Below are 22067 nucleotides of genomic sequence, written 5' to 3'. Positions count from 1 at the left end.
GGTCAGGTGGCGTTGTAGGGCACCGGCTGCGGCCGGGTCGCGAACTCGGACTCGAAGATGGCGATCGGGAGCACCTGGGTGACCTCCCGGGCCGTGTACTTCTTGGAGCGCGCCTGCTCCTGGATGTGCACCGTGGCGCGGAAGGTCAACGTGATGCCCTCCGTGTCGTCGGCCATGTCCTTGATCGCCTGGTTGCGCAGCTCGAACGCGCCCTTCGGCGAGGTGATGAGCATGCCCTTGCCCTTGCGGGTGCGGGCCTCGGGGTCGAAGGTGATGTCGGGGGCGTACTCGTCGATGTTGTACGGCGACTCGCTCCCACCCGACTTCGTCGTGGTCTGCGAGCTGATCTGGACCCGCTCGAGCCACACCCGGCGCTTGGTCCGGAACGGGTCGCGCAGCCGCTGCCGGGTGTCGTAGGCCTGGAAGGTGAACGAGAAGTACTTGTCGCCCTTGGCGTACCACTCCTGCATCCGCGGCGTCGTCTTCGCCGACCAGATCGTGAAGACGAAGTCGACCCCGTCCATCTCGATGTGGGACTGGAAGGTGCCGTCGCGGGAGAACTCCGAGTTGAACTTCACCGGGGCCGGGGCGGGCGCCACGGCACCGGTCTCGGAGGGCGCAGCCCCCGGCTCGGCCTCCTGCGCGGTGCAGGCGGCGAGGCCGAGGGCCAGCACCACAGCGAGGGCGGCGGCGCCGAAGGCGCGTACGACGGTCACAGCGATCTCCTTGGTGGGGGCATAGGTGGGCGGCGGTGCGTGGATGGCTCGCGGGGCGCCGTTCACACCTTGTAGCCGCGGAACCGGCGCAGGCACTTCAAGAGGAGCCAGGCGGTCTGCAGGAGCGTCATGATGGCCAGCGAGGTCCACCCGACGTAGAGCGTGTCGGACTTGAGCTGCTCGGGCAGCTGCTGGAACACCGCGACGGCGGCCCCCCACAGCACGGTGGCCACGACGAACGGGGCGAGGAAGGCGCGGCTTCCGCCGCCGCTCTCGGCGCGCGACTGCAGCGCCCAGTTGTCGGACTCGGTGCGGGAGAAGAACTTCGTCCAGGCGCGCGCGAAGTGACCCATGCGCGTCCAGATGTAGATCTCCGAGGGCAGCCACAGCAACGCGAAGAGGTAGTCCCGGCGGTTGGCGTTCTTCATGGCGCGGACGATGCGGAAGTTCAGCAGCGTCGCGACGAGGGGCGGGATCAGCCACAGCGCGTTGAACACGAAGGCGCTGAAGAGCAACGAGCAGGTCAGCAGCACGAAGAACGAGAAGCGCGTGTAGGCGTTGAGGACCATCGAGCCCATCTCGAACCAGCGCAGCCGCAGGTTCGGGTGGAAGGGCTGGCCCTTGGTGTCGCCCCGCTGCCCCGGCCACATCAGGTCGATGGCACCCGCGAGCCACTTCACCTGCTGGGCGTCGATCGACCTCAAGGTGGTCATGCCGCCCACGTTGGCCCGGGCGTCGGCGCTGATCTTGGTGAGGTAGCCGGCGCTACGGATCTGCAGCGACAGCAGGGAGTCCTCGATCTCGCTGTCCCGGACCCAGGGGAAGTCCTGGTGGTTGTCCTCCACCACGCGGGCCAGGGCCGACATCCGGAAGATGGAGAACTGGCCGCCGAGCACCGCCATCTGGCGTCCGCGCAGCAGGTTCTGCAGGTTGAACGAGGCGAACTGCTGACGCTGGCCGGCGATCAGGAACCGCTCGACCACGCCGTGCATGTCGGTGTCGTCGATGCTGTAGATCGCGGAGATGCCGCCGATGCGCTGGTCGTGCTCGATCTCGCTCAGCAGCCTCTCGACGGCCTGCGGGTCCGCGGTGGTGTCGCCGTCGACGCCGAGGAAGAAGTCCATGCCCTCGACCAGGGAGTACCCGTAGTTGAGGGCGCCGACCTTCTTGTCCTTGTTCTCACCGATGTCGTGGACGAAGATCTCGGTGAACTCGTCCACGCTGTCGCGGTTGACCCTCGTGTGCAGACCGGCGTAGTGGGTCGCGATCTCGATCGTGTTGTCGGTCGAGTTGTTGACCACGACGTGGATCGCGTCGGGCAGCCGCGTCTGGCACAGCAGGGAGTCCAGCACGCCCGCCAGGGTCTCCGCCTCGTTGTAGGCGGGGATGACGCAGCCGACCGTGGAGCGGTAGACGGGGAGGGCGTCGAGCTCGCCGACGGCCTCGTCGACCGTCCCGCCGGCGTCGGCAGCGAGGTTGACGTAGTAGTCCTGGTGCGCCGCGATGTGCTGCGCCGGATTCATCGGGGGCACTGGGCGGGTCTGGTACAGGTCGGCCATGTCGTTCCCCCTCCTCTCGCTCTGGTGTTCCGCGGGATCGATCCCGCATCGTCCGAGCACGAGGGCTTTCGGGCGCGGGCAGAACCGCAGTCATTATCACGGCGGCGCCGCCGTTTCATCGCGAATTGGGGGAAATCAGTCCTCCGGGCCGGCCGTGATAGCCGACACGCCCTCGCTCGTCTCGTCCCCGCTCGCCGAAGGCCCGAGCAGCGACTGCGCCTCGCGCAACAGGTCGACGGCGAGGTCGTCGGGGCTCGAGACGACCTCGACGAAGGAGACCTCGACCCGGGTGGGCAGCGAGTCCGGCACCGGGTCGTGCAGCAGTCCCATGCGCACGGCCGCCTCGATCGAGGTGGGGTCCACCGGGGACAGGACGGCGAAGACGCCGCCACCGAGGTGCCCGAGCAGCGACCAGGGCCGGGTGTGCCGGCGCAGGACGCCGGCGACGTGGGCGAGAGCGGCGTCGCCGGCCTCGCGGCCGAAAGCCAGGTTGATCTCGGCGAGCTCGTCGACCCGCACCAGCGTCAGGGCCGAGTCGACCCCGAGGTGCGCCGAGCGCTCCAGCCGGTCGTCGGCGTCCTGCACGAACGCCTGCCGGCCGAGCACGCCGATCAGGTCGCGCCGCAGCGACTCGTCCCGCATCGACCACCAGTTGGCCCGCCGCTCGACCCGCAGCGCGGTGAGGTTGGGCGTGATCGACACCGCCAGCAGCCCGCAGACGACGAGGGTGGCGAGCAGGACCTCCTCGCCGGCGACGAGCCCGTAGACCGCGCACCCGACGAAGCCGAGCCCGGCGGCTCCCGTGGCGACCTGCAGCACCAGGGCGTTGAGGTTCGGGCCCATCGCCCCCCGGCCGAACAGCACCGCGGCCACCGCACACAGGGCGGCACACAGCAGGGTGGTCAGCGCCCAGGCCGGTGCCTCGAGGCTGCTGCCCTCGGCAAGGCCGGTCAGGAGGCCGGTCGCCACCGCGGCCGCGGCACCCACCGCCGGCACCACCGGACGGAGCCCGTTGAGCAGCGCGGCCCCCCAACCCAGAGTGGCCATCGCGAAGGGCACGGCGAACGCGACCGCCCCCGCGGACACACCCGCGGCCTCCTCCGGCCGGTATGCGGCCACTCCGGCACTCGACAGTGCCAGGACCGAGATCCCCGCCGCCCAGATCCGGTTCGGCCCGTCGTTGTGCCGCAGCACCACCACGATCACGAAGGTCGCAGCCACCGCCGTGACGGCGGCTGCCGCCGCCAGCAGCACCACGTGGTCCGCGTCCGTCACTCGTCCTCGCCCCCGCTCGACACCATGGTGGCCTCCGCCTTCTCCCGGGGGTACGCGCCCCCGTCGTCGTCCAGATCGCCGGTCGTGTCGCCGGTCTCGTGACCAGTCTCGTCGCCGGTCTCGCCGTACCCCCGGGCGGCGGTCCACGTCGGGGCGTAGGCCGAGGCGGAACGGTCCTCCTCGCGCAGCTCGTCCGGCTCGTCTTCCAGGCCCTCGAGCTCGTCCTGCTCGACGGGCAGGACGACCGTCAGCGTGGTGGTGTCGCCGTCCGGGTAGCTCTCGACGTCGATCGATCCGCCGTGCAGCACGACGATCTCCCGGGCGATGCTGAGACCGACCCCGGTGCCGTGCACGGTGGAGCCTCGGGCGGAGTCACCGCGGTAGAACCGTTCGAACAGCCGGGCCTGTTCCTCCGCGCTCAGCGCGTGGCCGGTGTTGGAGACGCTGAGGGTCACGAAGCCGGCCGGCTCGGGGGCCAGCGTGATGTCGATCCATCCGCCCGGCTCGTTGTACTTGACCGCGTTGGAGAGCAGGTTGTCGACGACGTGGCGCAGCCGGAAGGGGTCGCCTTCGATGACCAGCGCCTCGGGTGCGTCCACGGAGACCGCGATCAGGCGGTCCGCCGCCAGGGGCCGCACGCTCTCGAGGCTCTCGTCGAGCATCCGGACCAGGTCGCACGAGGTGACCGTGATCGACAACCCGGCGCTCGCGGAGTCGGAGCGGGCGTGCAGCAGGTCCGAGACCAGGCTGAGCATCCGCTTGGCGTTGCGCAGCGCGATCTCGAGCATCTCGCGGTGCGACGGGTCCAACCGGGTGTCCTCGGTGACCAGGTCGAGGTAGCCCAGGATCGAGCTCAACGGGGTCCGCAGCTCATGGGACAGCGAGGTCACCATGTCGTCGCGGGCCTCGATCGCCCGCCGCTCCCGGGTGATGTCGCGGGCAGCGACGACGACCTGCACACGCCCGGACGCCGGGTCCTTCCGACGCGTGGTGCTGGCCGTGACGCTGAGCGCGACCCGTTTGCCACCGGGGTGGCCGAGCCAGCACTCGACCGCGTCGACGCGGCCGGCACCCAGCTCCTCCCAGGGCTCACGACCGAGCGGGGTGGTGCCGTCCATGGCGTAGACGGGCAGCTGGTCCACCGCGATGTCCGGGGGGAACCCGAGCTGGCTCAGCAGGGAGCGCCCGGTCTCGTTGAGCCGTGCCCCGGCGATGTCGTCACCGTAGGTGACCACGGCGAAGTCGACGGTGTCGAGGATCTCCTGCACCCGCGAGCCGTCGGAGCGAGCCTGCTCCAGCGCAGCCTCCAGCATCACCGCCTGGCGCTGCAGCAGCGTCGCCTGGGCCAGCAGCGTGCGCCGCGAGGAGCCCAGGTGCGCGGAGGCGACGCCACCGACGACGACGGCGGCGATACCCACCGCCGCGATCCGGACCGGGTCGACGTCGAGCGCCAGGTGCGCCCACACGCCGCCGACGGCGATCGCGGCCACGCTCAGCAGAGAGCCGGCGAGCGCGGCCCGTCCGCCGATCCCCCGGGCCAGGCAGATCACCGGGACCGCGGTGGCGAACCATGCGGTGAGTGCCGGGTCGGCGGCGCCGATCGCCACCAGCGCGACGATGTCGACCAGCAGCGGGATCTGGACCGTGCGTGAGGCGAGGAACCACCTCGGTGCGATCGCGGTGCCGACCAGCATCCCGGCCAGCAGCATCCAGCCCAGGATGAAGGGCGGCTGGCGCACCGCGTCGTCGAAGACGGCCGGCACCGCGCAGGTGGCGACCGCGACGGCGGCCACGAGCGCCTGCTGCTGGAACACCTTCGGGGCGTCCGTCCCGTCGCCGCGAGGGGCGGGTGGCGCCGTCATGTCCGGCATCGTAGCCAGTGTCCGCTCTCCTGGTGGTGGGTTGGCGAACCCGCCGCGGAGCCTGGCTCGCAGGTCCCGGAGGTCACCGACGTTGGGCGCGAAGCTGGGCCGCCCGGCGCAGGCGGTCGCGAAGACCCGCGAGGTCGCCCTGGGCGAGACGTCCCAGCCCGTTGGCCGTCTGCCGCGTGGCCCGCGTGATGCGGCTCTTCGCGACCACCGCGGGCTGGTCGCACCACTCACGTGCGACGTAGGGGGCGACCTTCCGGAAGACCGCGGTGCGTCGGGCCAGCCGGCCGCCGTACTCCCACTCCGGCTCCTGCTTCAGCACGGAGACGATCATCGCGCCCGTCCAGATGTCCACGTCGTCGATCAGCAGGTGGCCGCCGACCTTGAGCCGCGGAGCGAGGTACATGAAGTCGACGGCGGGGACCGGGAAGCCGTGCCCGCCGTCGATGAGCGCCAGGTCGACCTCGGCCAGGTCCAGGCCCGGCAGCACATCCTGGGAGTAGCCAAAGAGGAAGCGCACGCTGTCGGTGGGGATCTGGTGCTCGACGCAGTACGCCGTGATCGCGTCGGCCTCCTCCTCTGCGGGCGTCACGCTCGTGTGGTGCGCACCGAGCGCGGCCAGCACGATGGTGGAGTACCCGGCGCCCGTCTCGACCGTCATGTCACCGGCGGACACGTGCGCCTCGAGGAAGGCCAGGACGTCCTCGCTGATCATCCAGTTGCCGGCACCCTCGCGGTGCAGCGTCAGGCCGGAGGTGCTGAGGTTCATCGTGGTTCTCTTTTCGGGAGACGGGCCAGAGAAGGTCTCACCGAGCGGTACGGCGGTAGCCGACCCCGGGGACGGCCTCGATCCACCGAGCGGCGTCCGCGTTCTCGCCGAGCTTGGCAAGCAGGCTCCCCATGACCGCGTCGGCGCGACGCCGGGCGGTGTCGTCGAGGTGCGCACCCCGGTCGCCTCCCCCGATCAGGATGGCGAGCTCGGCGCGGCTGCGGATCCGCCGGCCGGAGGTGAGCATCGAGGCCAACAGGTCGAACTCGGTGTGGGAGAGCTCGACGGGCACACCGTCCACCTGGACCTGGCGCTGCGCCCGGCTCACCGAGAGGCCCTGGAAGTGCTCCCACTCCTCGGGTCGGCCAGCGGCCGCCGGCGCGGGCTGGGAGGTCGGCTGGGAGGTGGGCTGGGGCACCTGCTCCGCCACCTCGTCGACGAGCGGCGGCGCGGACGTCGGCGCCGGCGCCGCGGCAACGAGCGCGACCGGCTCGGGCAGGGGCTCCGGCTGCACGGCTGCGGCATCGGGCTCGGGCTCAGCCGGGAGCGTCGGCCCCGACTCCACGAGCGGCTCCACGAGCGGCTCGACGGGCGACTCCACCGCCGGCGGCGCCTCGTAGCGCCCCGCCTCGACCACGGGATCCACGGGCGGCGCGACCACCGGCGGGGGCTCATACGACACCGGCGCCGGGGCGACGGGCGGCTGGAAGGACGGCTGGAAGGGCGCCTGGGCAGACGGCTCGACAGGCCGCACGTCGTACCGGACCGGCTCGACCACGGGATCGACGGGCGGCGGCACCTCGTAGGGCACCGGCACCGGCACCATCATCGAGTCAAGGGGCGGCTCGACGGGCGGTGCGACCGGTTCGGGCTCGTTGACGGCGGCAGGCTGGGTGCGGGCGCGCTCCGGTGCGGTCCAGACGTCCGGTGCGGCAGCCGGGTGCTGGCGGGGGCGGGTCCGTCGCAGGGTGCTCGACCGCCGGGGCGCCAGGGGACGGTGGCCGCGGCCGGTCGCGTGCGGGTCGTCGAGGCGACCGTCCGCGAGACGCTGGTCGGTGCCGGAGGGCGCCTGCGACGGGGCGTCGAGCTGCGCCGCGTCCAGGGACTCGGCGCGGGCGGCGGCGGCCTGCGCGGCGGACTCCAGGAACGAGGCGTCGGCGCGGCGGAGGATCGCCTCGAGCCGCGCACGGAACTCACGCAGGCCGAACGGACGGGCGATGTAGGCGTCCGCGCCGGCGTTGAGCGCCTGGACCAGGTCCACCTCGTCGTCGGAGTGGGTGACCATCACGATGAAGGTCGGGCTGAACGAGCGGATCCGCTTGACGACCTCGATGCCGTCGATCCCGCCCGCAGCAAGGTCGACGGTCGTCACCAGCGGTGCGTTCTGCCGGACCGCCTCGACGCCGGCGAAACCGTCCGCCACGGCCACGACGTCGAAGCCCGCCTGGGTCAGCAGCTCCTTGAGCTGTGCCCGAGCACCGTCGTCGGCCTCGACGGCGACGGCTACACCCCGGCTCGTGGTCACCGGGTCAGGCTAGCAACGACGCGCCGTGAGCGGAGCAGGTCGTCCGCACTCCATGCAGCGCGACCTGATTCACCCCTTGCGGCGGCTCGCTCGGCGTTCGATCGCATTCGGCTCTCCCATCAGCATCAGGGCGAGCTGGTCGTAGAACCCGGTGCGGGGTCCGCCGTGACAGGTCCCGTCCGACTCGGCAGGACTCTTGATCCACAGCGCGGCGTCCCAGGCACCGTCGAACAGCAGGGCAGGTGCGCGCCCCAGCCGGGCTCCGGGCGGGTTGCACCACTCGTCGTCGCTGACCTCTCCGCCGTTGCGGCCGGTGTCGATCACGAAGCGCTTCTCCTCGATGCCGAGCCGGGTCAGCTCGGCGACCACCTGCTCGCCGTACTCGCGCTCGTCCTCGGTGGCACGGAAGTTGGCGACGTTGGTGGTGAAGCCACGCAGGTGCTCGATGCCGACCTGCTGCAGTCGCTCGGCCATCTCGTCCGGCTCGACCCAGCGGGAGTGGCCGCCGTCGATGTATACCCAGGCGCCGGTGGAGCCGAGGCGGTCGCTGGCGTAGCGGAGCAGCTCGGCGCGGCCGGTGGTGCACTTGTCCAGCTGTCCGACGGCGTCGGGCTCCAGCACCACGATGGCCTGCTGGCCCTCGAGCGCCCGCGCGGCGCCGTCGATCCAGGCGCGGTACTCGTCGTGGTCCGCGGCCCCGCCTGCCGCGTGCGATCCACAGTCCCGTTCCGGGATCCGGTAGAGGACCGCCACCGCGAGCTCCTGGCGGGCGCCGGCCCCGGCGAGGTAGGTGCCGAGCTCGGCCTCGATGGTCTCGGCGGTGGTCCAGTCGGTGAACCACTTCGCCTGCGGCGTCGCCGCCAGGGCGACGAAGCGGTCGTCGTCCATCGCCGCCCGCGCCGTCTGCGAGCTGGGGTCCACGTGCAGCGGCCGGTCGGTGTAGGGATCGTCGGCGACCTCGACGATCGGGGCAGGACGACGGAAGGCACCGCCGACGTCGAGGGTGTCGGTGAGCCCGCTGACGGCGAGCAGCATCGCCGCCACGACGACGAGGGCGAGACTGACCGCGACCGCGATCGGCCGGCGCCGGGTGCGATCAGCCCTGCGATTGCGGTTCACGGCGCTCCGTCGGGTCGGGACGCGCGGGCCGGCCGGCGTCGAAGAGCAGGATGGTCAGCGGGACCAGGCCCACCAGCCAGAACGGCGAGCGGTCCACCTGCCCGAGCGGCACCTCGAGGAAGCCGCCCACGACCAGCGCAGCGGCGAGCAGCCCCGCGGTGACGAACGAGTCGCGACGGGGGTGCACGGTGGCGGCCACCTGGACGCCGAACCACAGCGCGGTGGCGACGACCAGGAGCACCCCACCGGTGACGCCGAGGTGCACGAGCTCGTTGTGGCCGTGGTAGGTCCCGCCGTTGAAGGGTGTGGTCGCGGTGCGCGCCACACGCTCGTACCAGTCGGACCCGAGACCGAGCAGCTCCGCCTGGCCCAGCCACGTGTCCAGGGAGCCGCGCCAGATGCCGCCCCGGGTGGTGAACGCCTCTTCCTTCCATGGCTGCAGCGGCAACCAGGCGCCGACGACGAGCAGGCCCGTCACGGCGCCCAGCAGCACCAGGCTCAGCGCTCGGTCGAGCGCGCGACTGCGCAGCAGCGCGCACACGCCGGCCAGGCCGAGCACCACGCTCAAGGTGAGCAGGCCGCTGCGGCTCGAGGACCACAGCACCGCCAAGCAGAGGGCGACGACGAACGACACCGCCAGCCACCGGGGGCGGACCAGGAACACCATGGCGAGGCCCAGCGTCAGGAACAGGGCGAGGCTGTTCTCCGACCCGAACATCCCTTGCAGCAGACCCGCTGCGGGTACCAGCGCCTTGTCGGCCGCCCGGTACTCCCCCGACGCCTCCCGCACGATGCCGCCCTCGGGCACCAGCAGGCCGAGCACCAACGACCCGACGGCGGTGAGACCGACCATGACCCCGACCCAGCGCAGCACGTCCGCGCTGGGACGAAGGGCGGCCAGGGCGAGCACCAGCAGCGGCAGCATCAACGTCTCGGGCCGGACCAGTCCGTTGGCGGCGTCGCGGACCGCGATCACCGCCCAGGGCGCGAGCACGACGGCGATCCTGCCCAGCCCGGCCCGCGGGATCTCGTTCATCCGGAAGAGCACCGCGGCCGCGCAGGCGGCCAGCAGCAGGAGCAGGAAGACCCGGCCGGCGCCCTCGGCCACCGGATGCACCACGGCGGTCTCCCCGATCGGGACGAACCGCTTGTCACCGAGAAGCGAGTTGAGGACGTAGTTCCCCATCCAGCGCAGCCACAGCAGGGCCAGGATCAACCCGGCGAACCCGTCGGCGCTGAACCGCAGCCAGGCGCGGCGCGCAGGCGCCCCTACGATGGGCCCGGCTCGGACCGTCGCGACCGGCACCGGCACTGAGGCTGCTCCTGTGGGCTGACAGAAAGGCGATCGTGTGAGTTCTCGCTCGGCCGGTTGGCACGCGATGGTCACCCTGGCCGGGCAGTGGACGAAGTACGGCGTGCAGATCCTAGCCCTGGTCGTCTTCTCCCGGCTGCTCGATCCGCAGGACTTCGGGATCGTGGCGATGGTGACCGCGGTGGTCGGCGTCGCCTACGTGCTGGGCGACTTCGGCCTCTCCCTGGCGGCGCTGCAGGCGGGAGAGCTGACCCACGGGCAGCGCTCGAACCTGTTCTGGCTCACCTCCGGCATCGGCGTGCTGACCGGGCTCGTCGTGGTCGCGCTCGCCCCCCTGTTCGTGCACCTGTACGACGAGCCGCAGGTCGGTCAGGTGGCAGCGTGGATCGCGCTGGTGTTCGTCGCGAACGGCTTCGCCGGCCACTTCCGCACCGAGCTGAACCGAGCCCACCGCTTCACCGCCCTGGCCGTCACCGACGTCGTCGGCCAGCTCGGCGGCCTGGTCGCGGGCCTGGTCGTGATCCTGACCGGCGGCGGGCTGTGGGGGCTGGTGGTGCAGCAGGTCTGCGCCGCGGTCCTCGTGCTGGTCCTGGTGGCGGGCGCGAGCAGCTGGCGTCCCGGGCTGCCCCGGCGGGGCGAGCCGATGCGGGGCCTGCTGCGCTTCGGCTCCCTCTCGCTGGCCGCGAGCGTCGTCAACTACCTGAGCACCAACCTGGACCAGCTGGTGGTCGGCCGCACGTGGGGCCCGGCCACCGTCGGTGTCTACAACCGGGCCTTCCAGGTCGCCCGGGTGCCGGCGCAGCAGGTCGGGGCACCGCTGACCCGCGTGGTGCTGCCGCACCTGCGGGCCCGGCTCGACGACCCGGCCTCCTTCTCCCGCGCCGTGCACCGCGCGCAGGCGATGCTCGGCACCGCCCTGGTCGCGCTGTTCGGCTACCTGATCGCGACCGCGCCCAGCCTGGTCGAGGTCGCCCTCGGCGCAGGCTGGGACAGCGCGGTGCCGTTCGTCCGGGTGCTGTGCGTGGCCGGCCTGCTCGAGAGCGCCTCCCGGGTCTACTACTGGATCCTGCTCGCCCACGGCCGACCCGGCCTGATCCTCGGCGCCGAGCTGGGCGCCCGCACGATCATGGTGGTGCTGATGTTCGCGGTGGTCTCCCAGGGCGCCATCTGGGTGGCGTGGGCGGCTGTCGTGGGCCAGGTCCTGCTGCTCGGCACCAACGTGCTGGTGACCGCACCGGCGGTCGGGGTGAGCCCGTGGCCGCTTCTGCGGCTGAGCCTCGCCGGGGTCCTCGCAGTGGCGCCCGCGACCGCGTTGGTCGCGTGGCTGGGTGGGCGACCGGTGCCCGGACCGGTGGCCGTGGAGCTGCTGCTGCTCTCGACGCTCTGGGTCGCCGTCGCCGCGCTGAGCCTGCTCGTGCCCCGTGCTCGGGCGCTGGTCGCCGACGGCGCCGGCTATGTCAGGGCCATGCTCCCGAGGCCGGCATGACGTCCGCGCGCCGGCCGGTCGTGCTGTTCTCCACCGGCCCGCTCAAGGACGCCGACAACCCCTACCTCCACCAGCTCGTCGCCGGGGTCACGGCGGGCCCCGACGGCGTGGACGTGCGTTTCCTGACCCCCGCCGACGCGCTGCGCGGGCGTCTCGACGTGCTCCACGTGCAGTGGCCGCACCAGCTCGCCCACGGCGCCAACCCGTTGCGCACCGCGATCAAGACCCTGCTCACGCTGTGGCTGCTGGGCCGGGTCCGACGTCGCCGGGTGCCGGTGGTGCGCACCTGGCACAACGTGGCCACCCACGAGGGCACCGGCCGGCTCGAGCGCTTCGTGACCCGCCGGCTGGACCGGCTGACCTCGATCCGGGTCTACCTCAACGAGTCGGCCGACAACGACACCGCGCTCGGCGTCGTGGCGCTGCACCCCGACTACACCGACTGGCTGCGCGCGCACGCGCCCGCCCAGGCCGCCCAGACCGCCCAGGCCGCGGACGTGCACGAAGGTGCGCTGCTCTTCGGGTTGCTGCGCCCGTACAAGGAGATCGAGACCCTGGTCGCGGCCGCCGGCGAGGCCGGCGTACCGACCGTGCTGGCCGGCCGGCCGGTGGACGAGGCGTACGGCGCCCGGCTGCGCGCTGCCGTGGACGGCACCACCGCGGTCACCCTGGACGAGCGGCACCTGCCGGACGTCGAGCTGGCCGCGCTCGTGCGCCGCCACCGGCTGGTGGTGCTGCCCTACCGGGCCATGTACAACTCCGGGGCGCTGCTCTACGCGCTCAGCCTCGGCACCCCGGTCCTGGCGCCGTCCAGTGCGGCGAACCTGGCGATCCGTGCGGAGGTCGGCGCCGACTGGCTGCACCTGTACGACGGCCCGCTGACCGCGCAGGTGCTGGCCGCGGCCTACGCCGCGACCGCCTCCCGGCCGACCGCCGGTCCGGACCTGTCCCGCCGTGACTGGGCGACGCACGCGGACCTGCACCGGCGCATCTACCGCACCGTGCGGGCCGCTCCCGCTCCGCCGCGCACGCGGGACCCGCTCGCCGACCAGCGCGCCAACCGCGCCGCTCTGGTCGCCGACCCCGCCTTCGGTCGGCACTCGCCGCGGAACCGCTGAGCGCCGGACCTGCTCAGCCCGGCCGCGTAGGCCGGCTCAGGCCCGGTCCGGCACCTGGTAGGCGCGTCGGTAGAAGTCGACTGGGCGCCCGACGGCGTGACGCAGCTTGGCCCGCTGCATCCGGGCGTGCGCCACCTTCAGGGTCGCCGGGTAGGGACCCGCGCCCGCGCGCAGGTATCCCCAGAGGATGGCGAGGGCGCCGACGAGGTAGGGGCGGCGCAGCGCGTACCGCGCGACGTGGAGGAGGAAGTAGAGCGGGTCGTAGCCGGTCCAGCGGCAGACCCGGCCGTTGCGATAGCGGCCGTGCACCCGTCCCTCGCTGGCCCCGATCTCGCGCGCCAGCTCGAAACGCGCCGCCGGGTCGACCAGGGTGCGCAGCCCGGCCTCGGCGACCGCGACCTCGTCCATCACGTCGTTGCCGATCGCCGCCGGCAGCGTCTCGGCGTGGTGGTAGGCCGCGCGGGTGAACAGCTTGACCGGGCCGGGCACGTGGAACTTCTGCTCGGCCATGCCCGCCGAGACGATGATCCCGCCGGCGATCCCCACGTCCCCGCTCGCCTGCGGCACGATCCGCGCCAGGTAGTCAGGGGCCAGCCGTACATCGGCGTCGAGCTTCATCACGTGCGTGTAGTCGTCCCGCTCGGCCAGCGCGGCGCTGACGCCGTAGCGCCACGAGGTGTAGGCCGAGCCGCCGATCAGGCCGCCGTCGTTGGCCTTGGAGACCAGTCGGGCACGCCCTTCGACGTCGGCGGCGCGCAAGCGCGGCACGGTCTCGTCGGTGGAGCCGTCGTCGACGACGTACCAGTCGAAGTCCTGGAAGGTCTGCGCCCGGAGCATGGCGCACAGCCCGGCGACGTTGTCCTCCTCGTCGTGCATCGGGGTGACGACCAGCAGCCTCATCTCAGTCCTCCCCCGACATCCACGCCGGGTCCGCTTCGCGCTCGGGCCGCGAGGAGCCCCGTGACCGGTCCGCACCGTGGGGCGCGTCGATCCCCCGGGGCGTGCGGGTGAGCACCGCACCCAGCACCCGGGCTCCGGTACGACGCACCGCCGCGGCGGTCTGCTCGAACTCGGCGAGCCGGGTGCGGCCGGCCTGCGCGACGACCACCGCGTTGGGCGCGTGCCGCAGCAGCATGCCGGTGACCGGCGAGTGCAGCATCGGCGGCGTGTCGAAGACGACGACGTCGAAGAGCTCGGAGAGCAGCTCGAGCAGCTGACGCATCTGCTTGCCGCCGAGCATCTCGGCGGCGTTCAGCTGCCCGGAGCCGAGCGGGAGCACGGAGAACCCGCCCTCGTCCCAGTAGAACAGGGCCATGTCGAGGTCCACGCGCCCGGCCATCACGTCCAAGAGCCCTGCGGTGTCGGGGACGCCGACCAGCGGGGCCAGCCGGCTGCCCGAGACGTCGAGGTCGACGTAGAGCACCCGGTTGCCCGCCTCCGACCACGAGGTGGCCAGGTCGGCGGCGACGGTGGTGGCGCCGGACCCGGGGCGGACCCCGGTGACCACGAGGGCCAGCGGCAGCGAGCCGGCGCTGAACAGCACCTCGAGCCCGATGGTGCGGTAGAGCTCGGCCACCTCGACCGGGGTCCGGTTGCCGATCAGCTCCTTGGCGGCCGCGCCGCGCACCCGCGGGATCCCGCCCAGCAGCCGCACCCCGCTGCCGGCGACCTGGTCCCCGCGCCGGAGCCGGGTGTCGAAGGTCTCCACGAGCACGACGACGGCGATGGCGAGGAACAGCCCGACGAGCAGGGCGACGGCGCCGATGAGCTTGCGGTTGGGGGCCACCGGGTCGGCCGGCACGAGCGCCCGCTGCACCGGGCTGAACTGGATGGTGGCGGTGACCGCGCTGGTCTCGCCGTCCATCGCCGCCGCGCTCAGCGGGAGCTGCTTGGCGATGCCGTTGGCGATCGCCGCCGCCTGCTCGGGGTCGGTGGAGCGCACCGTGATCGCGATGATCCTCGAGTCGCTGGCCACCTGGGCCTCGACCGTGCGGCTCAGCGTGGCGTAGTCGCCATCGAGGTCGAGGCGGTCGATGACCGGCCGCAGCACCGACTCGGAGGTCGCCGCCTCCGCATAGCTCTTCAGCCGACCCTGGACGATCTTGTCCCCGGCCTCCCGGTCGGCGACCGTGGGCTCGACGAGCTGGGCGTGCACGTAGACCGACGAGGTGGCCTGGTACGTCGGGTCGATGGCCAGGGAGCCGAGGCCCAGCGCTCCCGCGGCAGCGACGAGGACCGCGGCGAACAGGGGCCAGCGACGCAGCAGCAACAGCAGGTAGTCGCGCAGGTCCACCGTCCCGCCCCCTCTCGGCACGTCCGGTCGGCGATGCCGGCCGCATCCTCCCACAGCCGGGCGGCCCAGGCGGGCGGTCGGTTCAGTACGCGCCGTCGGAACGCAGCACAGCCCGCACGGTGCGCCAGATGATCTGCAGGTCCCGGGTCATCGACCAGTTCTCCACGTAGTCCAGGTCCAGGCGTACGGCGTCCTCCCACTGCAGGTCGGATCGGCCGCTGACCTGCCACAGACCGGTCATCCCCTGACGCACCAGCAGCCGGCGTTCCACGCCGTCGGCCCAGCCGGCGACCTCCGAGGGCAGCGGCGGTCGCGGCCCCACCAGGCTCATGTCCCCGCGCAGCACGTTGAACAGCTGTGGCAGCTCATCGATGCTGTAGCGCCGCAACACCCGGCCGACCCGGGTCACCCGTGGGTCGTCCTTCGCCTTGAACAGGGGTCCCGCGCCGGTGTCGAGGTGGGAGAGGTCGGCGACCAGTCCGTCGGCACCGTCGACCATCGTGCGGAACTTCAGCATCCGGAACTCCCGGCCGCCCACCCCCACCCGGCGCGAGCCGTAGAGCACCGGCCCCGGGCTGGTCGCCCTGACGGCCAGTGCAGTGACGAGCAGCAGCGGGCTGGCCAGGAGCAGCGCGACGGAGGCGACGACCTTGTCGAAGGCGACCTTGCCGATCTGGGCGGCGCCGGCGAACTGCGGCTCGTCGAGGTGGAGCAACGGCAGGTTCGCCACCGCCCGCACGTGCACGCGCGGGCCGGCCACGTCGACCACGTTCGGCGAGAGCAGCAGGTCGATCCCGGATCCTTGGAGCGCCCAGCCGAGCGCCTTGAGGCCCTCGTTGCCCAGCAGCTCGGTGTCGGTCACGATGACCGTGTCGGCACCCACGCCCTCCAGCGCCTCCTCCAGCGTGGCGTCCCAGCCGTAGGAGCGCACCTGGTTCCCGGCCACCTCGATCACCGAGCCGTAGTGGGCCGATCGGGTCGGCCACCACACGCCCTGCACGTGGTAGCCGGCGGCGGGGTGGGCGGCGAAGGAGGCGGCCATCGTCCGCGCGGCACGCGCCCCACCGATGACGAGCACCCGGTTGAGCGAGCGACCGGCCAGCCGGCGTCGTGCCAGCACCGTGCGCAACACCTTGCGCGTCCCCAGGGTGGCGAGCAGGCCGGTGCCGAGGAAGATCGCCAGGTAGAGGCGGGAGAGGCCGAAGGTGACGAGGGTGGCCACGCTGGCGGCGACCGCGAAGGTGAGCACCGCGGCACGGGCGGCGAGACGGTACTCCTCGTCGCCCTCGACCAGGACCTTGCGGTCGTAGACGCCCACCCAGCGCAGCGTGAGCGCCCAGACCGCGACCAGACCCAGGCTGATCAGCGCGTAACGCGCGTCCACCTCGGGCACGCCGACGAGCCCGTCCCGCTGGTAGCGGACCAGGGTCGCCACGGCACCGGCCAGCACCAGACCGGCCACGTCCCCGGTCCGGACGTAGCGGACGTAGCGGTCACGCCAGGTCCCGCTCAGCGGACGGTCCGAGGAGCGCACCATCCGTGCTGCGACCTCTTCGGGGGACGTCCAGTCGCTGCCCACGCCCCGGACCGCGAGGGAGTCGCCCCCTCGGACCGACGGCTCCGACCCCGGCCCGGGGCCGGTCGGCTCAGCCACGGTAGTCCTGCTGGGCTCCGTCGCGGCGCAGCAGGGAGCGACCGATCACCCACAGGAATCTCGGTCCCTTCGCCAGGTAGCGCCCGGCCAGCCGCCGTGGCTCCTGGGCCAGGCGCCACGTCCACTCCAGGCCGAGCCGCTGCAGCACCACCGGCGCCCGGGTCACCTGCTGGGCGGCGAAGTCGACGGCGGCCCCGGCACCGATGTAGAGCGCCGGCGGCAGCAGCTCTCGCCACTGCAGGTACCACAGCTCCTGCTTGGGGGCGCCGAGGCAGACGAACACGATGTCGGGGTCCAGGACACGCAGGTCCTCGATGACCTTCAGCGAGGCAGGGTCCTCCAGCCCGTCGAGCAGCGGGAAGTCGACGGCGTCGATCGTCGTGCCGGGGTGCGCCGTGCGCAGCGCCGCGACGGCGCGCTGCGCCACGTCGTCGGCGCCGCCCATCACCGCGATCCGCCAGCGGCGTGCGACCGACTCCGCGGCCAGCAGCGGCAGCAGGTCGGCTCCGGTGTGCCGGTGCACGTCGTCGGCGCCGAGCATCCGGGCCAGCTGTACGACCGGCATGCCGTCGAGCACGATCACGTCCGCGGCGTCGTACACGTCCACGGTCTTGGCCTGTCGCTCCAGGTCGAGGATCTGGTCCACGTTGGTGGTCACCATCAGGGTCGGCCGGCGCAAGGCGAGCAGGTCCTCGACCTTCTCCAGCAACGCCACCAGGCTGCCGGTGAACAGCGGGTAGTCGTTGAGCCGGACCTCGCCGCGGGCGTCCAGCCTCAGCCGGACCGCGCTGTCGGGCGAGCCCGCGAGCAGGCGTGCCTGCCAGCGCCGGACGACCCGCAGCAGGAAGAACCGGGAGACCAGGCGCCGCGCCAGCAGGAGCCCGATGCCCAGGTCGCTGGTCAGCGACCAGTTGTCGACGTACTCCAGGTCGAGCCTGGTCATCTCCTCGACCGTGGGCACCGTCTCGCCGGTGGTGCGCCACACCCCCATCACGCCAGGACGCACGAGCAGACGCCGCTGTGCGTGCGCCTCGGGGATCGAGGCGTACTGCTCCGGGCTCAGCGGCCGCGGGCCGATGAGGCTCATCTCGCCGCGCAGCACGTTGAACAGCTGGGGCAGCTCGTCGAGGCCGTAGCGGCGCAGGAACGCACCGAACCGCGTCAGCCGCGGGTCGTCGGTGACGTCCAGGGCCTCCGGGCGTCCGGTCGAGGACGCGCCCGGCCGGGTGATGCGGAACTGGTGGAGCGAGTACGGCGTGCCGCCGGCCCCGACACGGCGGTGCCGCTCGAGCACCGGGCCGGGGCCGGACAGCCGGACGCCGAGGGCGATCCCGGCCAGCAGGGGGCTGAGGCCCACCAGGGCGACGGCGCTCAGCACCCGTCCGAGACTGAGCTTGCGCAGGCCCGCCGCGGCCTTGGAGCGCGGGGACTCGATGTGCACGTAGGGCACGTTGGAGATGTCGCGGATGCTGATCCGCGGCGGGGCGACTCCCACGACGTTCGGCGAGACCAGCAGGTCCACCCCGAGGCTCTCCAGCGACCAGGCCAGCGAGCTCAGTCCGTCGGGGCCCAGCTGCTCGCTGTCGGTGACGATGACGGTGTCGGCTGCGGCGACGGCGACGGCCTCCAAGACCTCGTGCGTGCTGCCCAGGACGGGGATCCACGGACGAGGCTCGTCGGTGGGCAACGTGAGCAGCGACTCCTCGTCGGCCGCGCTGTCCGGGGTCCACACGCCGGTGACCTGGTAGCCCTGCACCGGGTCGGTCCGGAAGGTGCGCGCCACACGGCGGGCGGAGCGCAGCGTGCCGATCACCAGCACGCGCGCCTGTGAGCGACCGCGTTGACGTTGCCGCTGCAGGCCGCGGCGCAGCAGGCCGCGGCCGAGCAGCAGGAGCGGCACCCCGAGGCCGAAGACGCCGGCGAGGTAGCCGCGCGAGGGAGTGACCGCGAACAGGAGCGCGGCGCTGCCCAGCAGGCCGACCATGACCGCGGTGGCACGCGCGATGGCACGCAGCTCGTCCAGGCTGCGGCCCACCACGATCAGGTCACGCGACTGGATCCAGGCCAGCACCAGCCACCACAGCAGGGCGATGACGACGGAGAGGACGAGGTGGCTGACGCCGGCGGCGCCCCGCAGGGCGTCGACCTCGCCGCCGAGCCCCGACTCGAACCGCAGCAGCCAGGCCCCGGTGGCCGCCGCCAGCAGCGCGACCAGGTCCACCACCGCGACCTTGCGTCGGTAGCGGGAGCGCCACGGCACCGCGTCCGGCGCCACCGGCCCCGTGCTGGGCGAGATGTCGGGTCCCACGGGCGAGGAGGCTCCCCTCGGTCACTGCGTGTCGCAACCGAAGCGCGCACGCCTGAGCGGTTCCCCCCGTCAGGTCGCGCCGATCCTAGCCAGGTCCCAGGGCGCTACGGCGCAGGACCCCGGGGGCCGAGTCGCCATTCCTCGTGGGCCTCTCGTCCCGGTGCGGTCCGGGACCGGGCCGCTCAACCGCAGACGGGTGCGTCCGGCAGCGGCGCGGGCACGCCGAGCGAGGGCATGCCGAGGCCCACCGGGCGGGGCGCGTCGTCCGCCGGGGCGCCTGCACGACGCTCCCAGGCGTCGCCCGAGCGGGTCCGCCGCAGCGCGCGCACCGGGCCGTCGGCGACGAGGTGGTGCGGCGCGGCGTAGGAGATCTCGACACTGACCATGTCGCCGGGGCGCGGCTCCCCGCCCACGGCCGAGAAGTCGGCCTCGAAGTGCACCAGCCGGTTGTCGGGGGCGCGACCCGACAGCCGCCGCGTCTCGCGGTCCTTGCGGCCCTCGCCCTCGGCGACCATGAGCTCCACCTCGCGGCCGACCAGCAACTTGTTCTCCTCCCAGGCGATCTCGCTGACGAGCGCGGCGAGCCGCTCGTAGCGCTCGCGGACGACCTCGGGCGGGATCTGGTCGGGCAGGGTGGCCGCCGGGGTGCCGGGGCGCTTGGAGTACTGGAAGGTGAAGGCGCTGGCGAACCGGGCCTCCCGGACCACCTTGAGGGTCTCGGCGAAGTCCTCCTCGGTCTCACCGGGGAAGCCGACGATGATGTCGGTGGTGATCGCGGCGTCGGGCATCGCGGCGCGGACGCGCTCGATGATGCCGAGGAACTTCTCCTGCCGGTAGGAGCGGCGCATGTCCTTGAGCACCTTGGAGGAGCCCGACTGCAGGGGCATGTGCAGGCTCGGCATCACGTTCGGCGTCTGCGCCATCGCCTCGATGACGTCGTCGGTGAACTCGGCCGGGTGGGGGCTGGTGAACCGGACCCGCTCCAGGCCCTCGATGTCGCCGCAGGCGCGCAGCAGCTTGGAGAAGGCCTGCCGGTCGCCGAACTCCACGCCGTAGGCGTTGACGTTCTGGCCGAGCAGGGTGATCTCGCTGACGCCCTCGGCGACCAGTGCCTCGACCTCGGCGAGGATCTCACCGGGGCGGCGGTCCTTCTCCTTGCCGCGCAGCGCGGGGACGATGCAGAACGTGCAGGTGTTGTTGCACCCGACGCTGACCGAGACCCAGGCGGCGTAGGCGGACTCGCGCTTGGTGGGCAGCGTGGAGGGGAAGACGTCGAGCGACTCCAGGATCTCGACCTGCGCCTCCGCCTGGACCCGGGCCCGCTCCAGCAGCACCGGCAGCGAGCCGATGTTGTGGGTGCCGAAGACGACGTCGACCCACGGCGCCCGCTCGGTGATGGTGGCGCGGTCCTTCTGGGCCAGGCAGCCGCCGACGGCGATCTGCATGCCGGGCCGCGACGCCTTGACCGGGGCCAGGTGGCCGAGGTTGCCGTAGAGCTTGTTGTCAGCGTTCTCGCGTACCGCGCAGGTGTTGAACACGACGACGTCGGCCTGCTCGCCCTCGGGGGCGGCGGCGTAGCCGGCGTCCTCCAGGAGGCCGGAGAGGCGCTCGGAGTCGTGCACGTTCATCTGGCACCCGTAGGTGCGGACCTGGTACGTGCGCGCGCTGCTCATGACCGCCCAAGAGTACGGCGAGTGCCTGCCCTGGCCCGAATCGCACGCGCTGCCTCCCCTAGGCTCGAAACCATGGCCGGCGAGGACCAGCAGAGCTACCTGGCACGCAACAACGTGCAGGTCGGGCGAGCCCTCGGCCTGCTCGCCCTGGCGGTCTCCATCGCACTCGGGGCGGGCCTGATGCTCGGCACCGGCACCCGCGGCACCTCGGCGATCCTCACCATGGTCACCATCGCCGGAGGCTGCTTCACGTTGCTGCTTCTGAGCATCGGGGCGCTGCTGGAGGCGGCGGTGCCGCCGGAGCAGTGGCGCGCGGAGGAAGACGAGTGGCGTGCGGAGATAGGCCTGGAGCCGCTGCCCGCCGACGGCTCGGCGGCCCCGGGCGTGCGGTCCCCGGGGCGCGCGGCCGCCCTGGCGAGCCTGTCCATCCTGGTCGGTCTCGCACTGAGCGTGGGGCCCTCGATCTTCTGAGCTCGTGCGGCACGGTGCCGCGCCGGTGGTTTCGTCACGGGCTGGCGAGGCCCTGTTACGAATTGGTCTCGTCGGCGTGTGTCCCTAGCCCCCCCGCCACCGGCCCGCTAGGTTCCCGGGAATGACCACCCCCGACGACGCTGCTGTGCGGAGCGGCGCAGGCAGCCCTCTGGTCGAGATGATCGACGTGCAGAAGTGGTACGGCGAGCTGCACGTCCTGGCCGACATCAACCTCACCGTGGACCAGGGCGAGGTCGTCGTGGTGATCGGCCCCTCGGGCTCGGGCAAGTCCACGCTGTGCCGGACGATCAACCGGCTGGAGACCATCGACGCGGGTGAGATCCGGGTGGACGGCGCCCCGCTGCCGGCCGAGGGCAAGGCCCTGGCCCGCCACCGTGCCGACGTGGGCATGGTCTTCCAGAGCTTCAACCTGTTCGCCCACAAGACGATCCTGGAGAACGTCACGCTCGGGCCGGTGAAGGTCCGCCGTCACTCCAAGGCCGACGCCGAGGCACGCGCCCACGAGCTGCTCGACCGGGTCGGGGTCGGCGAGCAGGCGACCAAGTACCCCGCCCAGCTCTCCGGCGGCCAGCAGCAGCGGGTCGCCATCGCCCGCGCACTGGCGATGGAGCCGAAGGTGATGCTCTTCGACGAGCCGACCTCCGCCCTGGACCCGGAGATGATCAGCGAGGTCCTCGAGGTCATGGTCGACCTCGCCGGGCGCGGGATGACGATGATCGTGGTGACCCACGAGATGGGTTTCGCCCGCACCGCCGCCAACCGGGTGGCGTTCATGGCCGACGGACGGATCGTGGAGACCGCCTCCCCGGAGGAGTTCTTCACCAACCCACAGAGCGATCGGGCCAAGGACTTCCTCGGCAAGATCCTCAAGCACTGACCCAGTGGGCACCAGGCCCCGGA

The 22067-nt window shown here is 72.5% G+C and carries 17 protein-coding genes; 4 read left to right on the top strand and 13 right to left on the bottom strand.

The window, feature by feature from the left end; genetic code table 11:
- Nucleotides 1-2: 2 nt before the first annotated feature.
- From KG111_RS03120 to KG111_RS03085, 8 genes are all read right to left on the bottom strand, one after another.
- Nucleotides 3-716, bottom strand: a complete 714-nt coding sequence (locus tag KG111_RS03120; protein WP_205292754.1) for a hypothetical protein — start codon at nt 714-716, stop codon at nt 3-5.
- A 62-nt stretch (nt 717-778) separates the two neighbouring features.
- Nucleotides 779-2275, bottom strand: a complete 1497-nt coding sequence (locus tag KG111_RS03115) for a glycosyltransferase family 2 protein (RefSeq protein ID WP_240196104.1) — start codon at nt 2273-2275, stop codon at nt 779-781.
- Between the two features lie 135 nt (nt 2276-2410).
- Entirely contained in the window at nt 2411-3550 is a 1140-nt protein-coding gene (locus KG111_RS03110; RefSeq protein WP_205292755.1) for a diguanylate cyclase domain-containing protein, read from the bottom strand.
- On the bottom strand, nt 3547-5412 hold the full coding sequence (locus KG111_RS03105) for a sensor histidine kinase (RefSeq protein WP_205292756.1): 1866 nt from the start codon (nt 5410-5412) through the stop codon (nt 3547-3549). Before KG111_RS03105 ends, KG111_RS03110 begins: the two co-directional genes overlap by 4 nt.
- Before the next feature lie 82 nt (nt 5413-5494).
- On the bottom strand, nt 5495-6187 hold the full coding sequence (locus tag KG111_RS03100) for a class I SAM-dependent methyltransferase (protein WP_205292757.1): 693 nt from the start codon (nt 6185-6187) through the stop codon (nt 5495-5497).
- Nucleotides 6188-6224: 37 nt separating this feature from the next.
- A complete protein-coding gene (locus KG111_RS03095) occupies nt 6225-7712 on the bottom strand; it encodes a winged helix-turn-helix transcriptional regulator (protein WP_205292758.1) in 1488 nt (495 codons plus the stop codon).
- A gap of 69 nt (nt 7713-7781) precedes the next feature.
- Complete coding sequence (locus KG111_RS03090) at nt 7782-8831, bottom strand: glycoside hydrolase family 6 protein (RefSeq protein WP_205292759.1); 1050 nt, start codon at nt 8829-8831, stop codon at nt 7782-7784.
- A complete protein-coding gene (locus tag KG111_RS03085) occupies nt 8809-10137 on the bottom strand; it encodes an O-antigen ligase family protein (protein ID WP_205292760.1) in 1329 nt (442 codons plus the stop codon). Before KG111_RS03085 ends, KG111_RS03090 begins: the two co-directional genes overlap by 23 nt.
- A gap of 43 nt (nt 10138-10180) precedes the next feature.
- Between KG111_RS03085 and KG111_RS03080 the strand changes: the two genes are divergently transcribed.
- Both KG111_RS03080 and KG111_RS03075 read left to right on the top strand, forming a co-directional pair.
- Nucleotides 10181-11629 (top strand): lipopolysaccharide biosynthesis protein, encoded by a 1449-nt coding sequence (locus KG111_RS03080; protein ID WP_205292761.1) that lies wholly within the window; start codon nt 10181-10183, stop codon nt 11627-11629.
- Nucleotides 11626-12747: a glycosyltransferase family protein gene (locus tag KG111_RS03075; protein WP_205292762.1), complete on the top strand. Its 1122-nt coding sequence runs from the start codon at nt 11626-11628 to the stop codon at nt 12745-12747. Before KG111_RS03080 ends, KG111_RS03075 begins: the two co-directional genes overlap by 4 nt.
- 36 nt (nt 12748-12783) lie before the next feature.
- Here KG111_RS03075 and KG111_RS03070 read toward each other — a convergent pair whose 3' ends face one another.
- The 5 genes from KG111_RS03070 to miaB form a co-directional block, all read right to left on the bottom strand.
- A complete protein-coding gene (locus tag KG111_RS03070; protein WP_205292763.1) occupies nt 12784-13647 on the bottom strand; it encodes a glycosyltransferase family 2 protein in 864 nt (287 codons plus the stop codon).
- A 1-nt stretch (nt 13648) separates the two neighbouring features.
- On the bottom strand, nt 13649-15040 hold the full coding sequence (locus KG111_RS03065) for a tyrosine-protein kinase domain-containing protein (protein WP_205292764.1): 1392 nt from the start codon (nt 15038-15040) through the stop codon (nt 13649-13651).
- Between the two features lie 82 nt (nt 15041-15122).
- Nucleotides 15123-16694: a sugar transferase gene (locus tag KG111_RS03060; protein WP_205292765.1), complete on the bottom strand. Its 1572-nt coding sequence runs from the start codon at nt 16692-16694 to the stop codon at nt 15123-15125.
- Complete coding sequence (locus KG111_RS03055) at nt 16687-19002, bottom strand: WecB/TagA/CpsF family glycosyltransferase (protein ID WP_205292766.1); 2316 nt, start codon at nt 19000-19002, stop codon at nt 16687-16689. Before KG111_RS03055 ends, KG111_RS03060 begins: the two co-directional genes overlap by 8 nt.
- A gap of 182 nt (nt 19003-19184) precedes the next feature.
- Nucleotides 19185-20675, bottom strand: coding sequence for a tRNA (N6-isopentenyl adenosine(37)-C2)-methylthiotransferase MiaB (miaB, locus tag KG111_RS03050; protein WP_205292767.1), 1491 nt, complete (start codon nt 20673-20675; stop codon nt 19185-19187).
- A 72-nt stretch (nt 20676-20747) separates the two neighbouring features.
- On the opposite strand from miaB, the gene KG111_RS03045 reads away from it, so the two are divergent.
- Nucleotides 20748-21146, top strand: coding sequence for a hypothetical protein (locus tag KG111_RS03045; RefSeq protein WP_205292768.1), 399 nt, complete (start codon nt 20748-20750; stop codon nt 21144-21146).
- Between the two features lie 121 nt (nt 21147-21267).
- Entirely contained in the window at nt 21268-22044 is a 777-nt protein-coding gene (locus KG111_RS03040) for an amino acid ABC transporter ATP-binding protein (protein WP_275890232.1), read from the top strand.
- Nucleotides 22045-22067: the final 23 nt, after the last annotated feature.

This window comes from Nocardioides faecalis (assembly GCF_018388425.1).
Classification (GTDB): domain Bacteria; phylum Actinomycetota; class Actinomycetes; order Propionibacteriales; family Nocardioidaceae; genus Nocardioides; species Nocardioides faecalis.
Note: the sequence above shows the minus strand (reverse complement) of the source record. Positions and strands in the feature narration are given on the sequence as shown.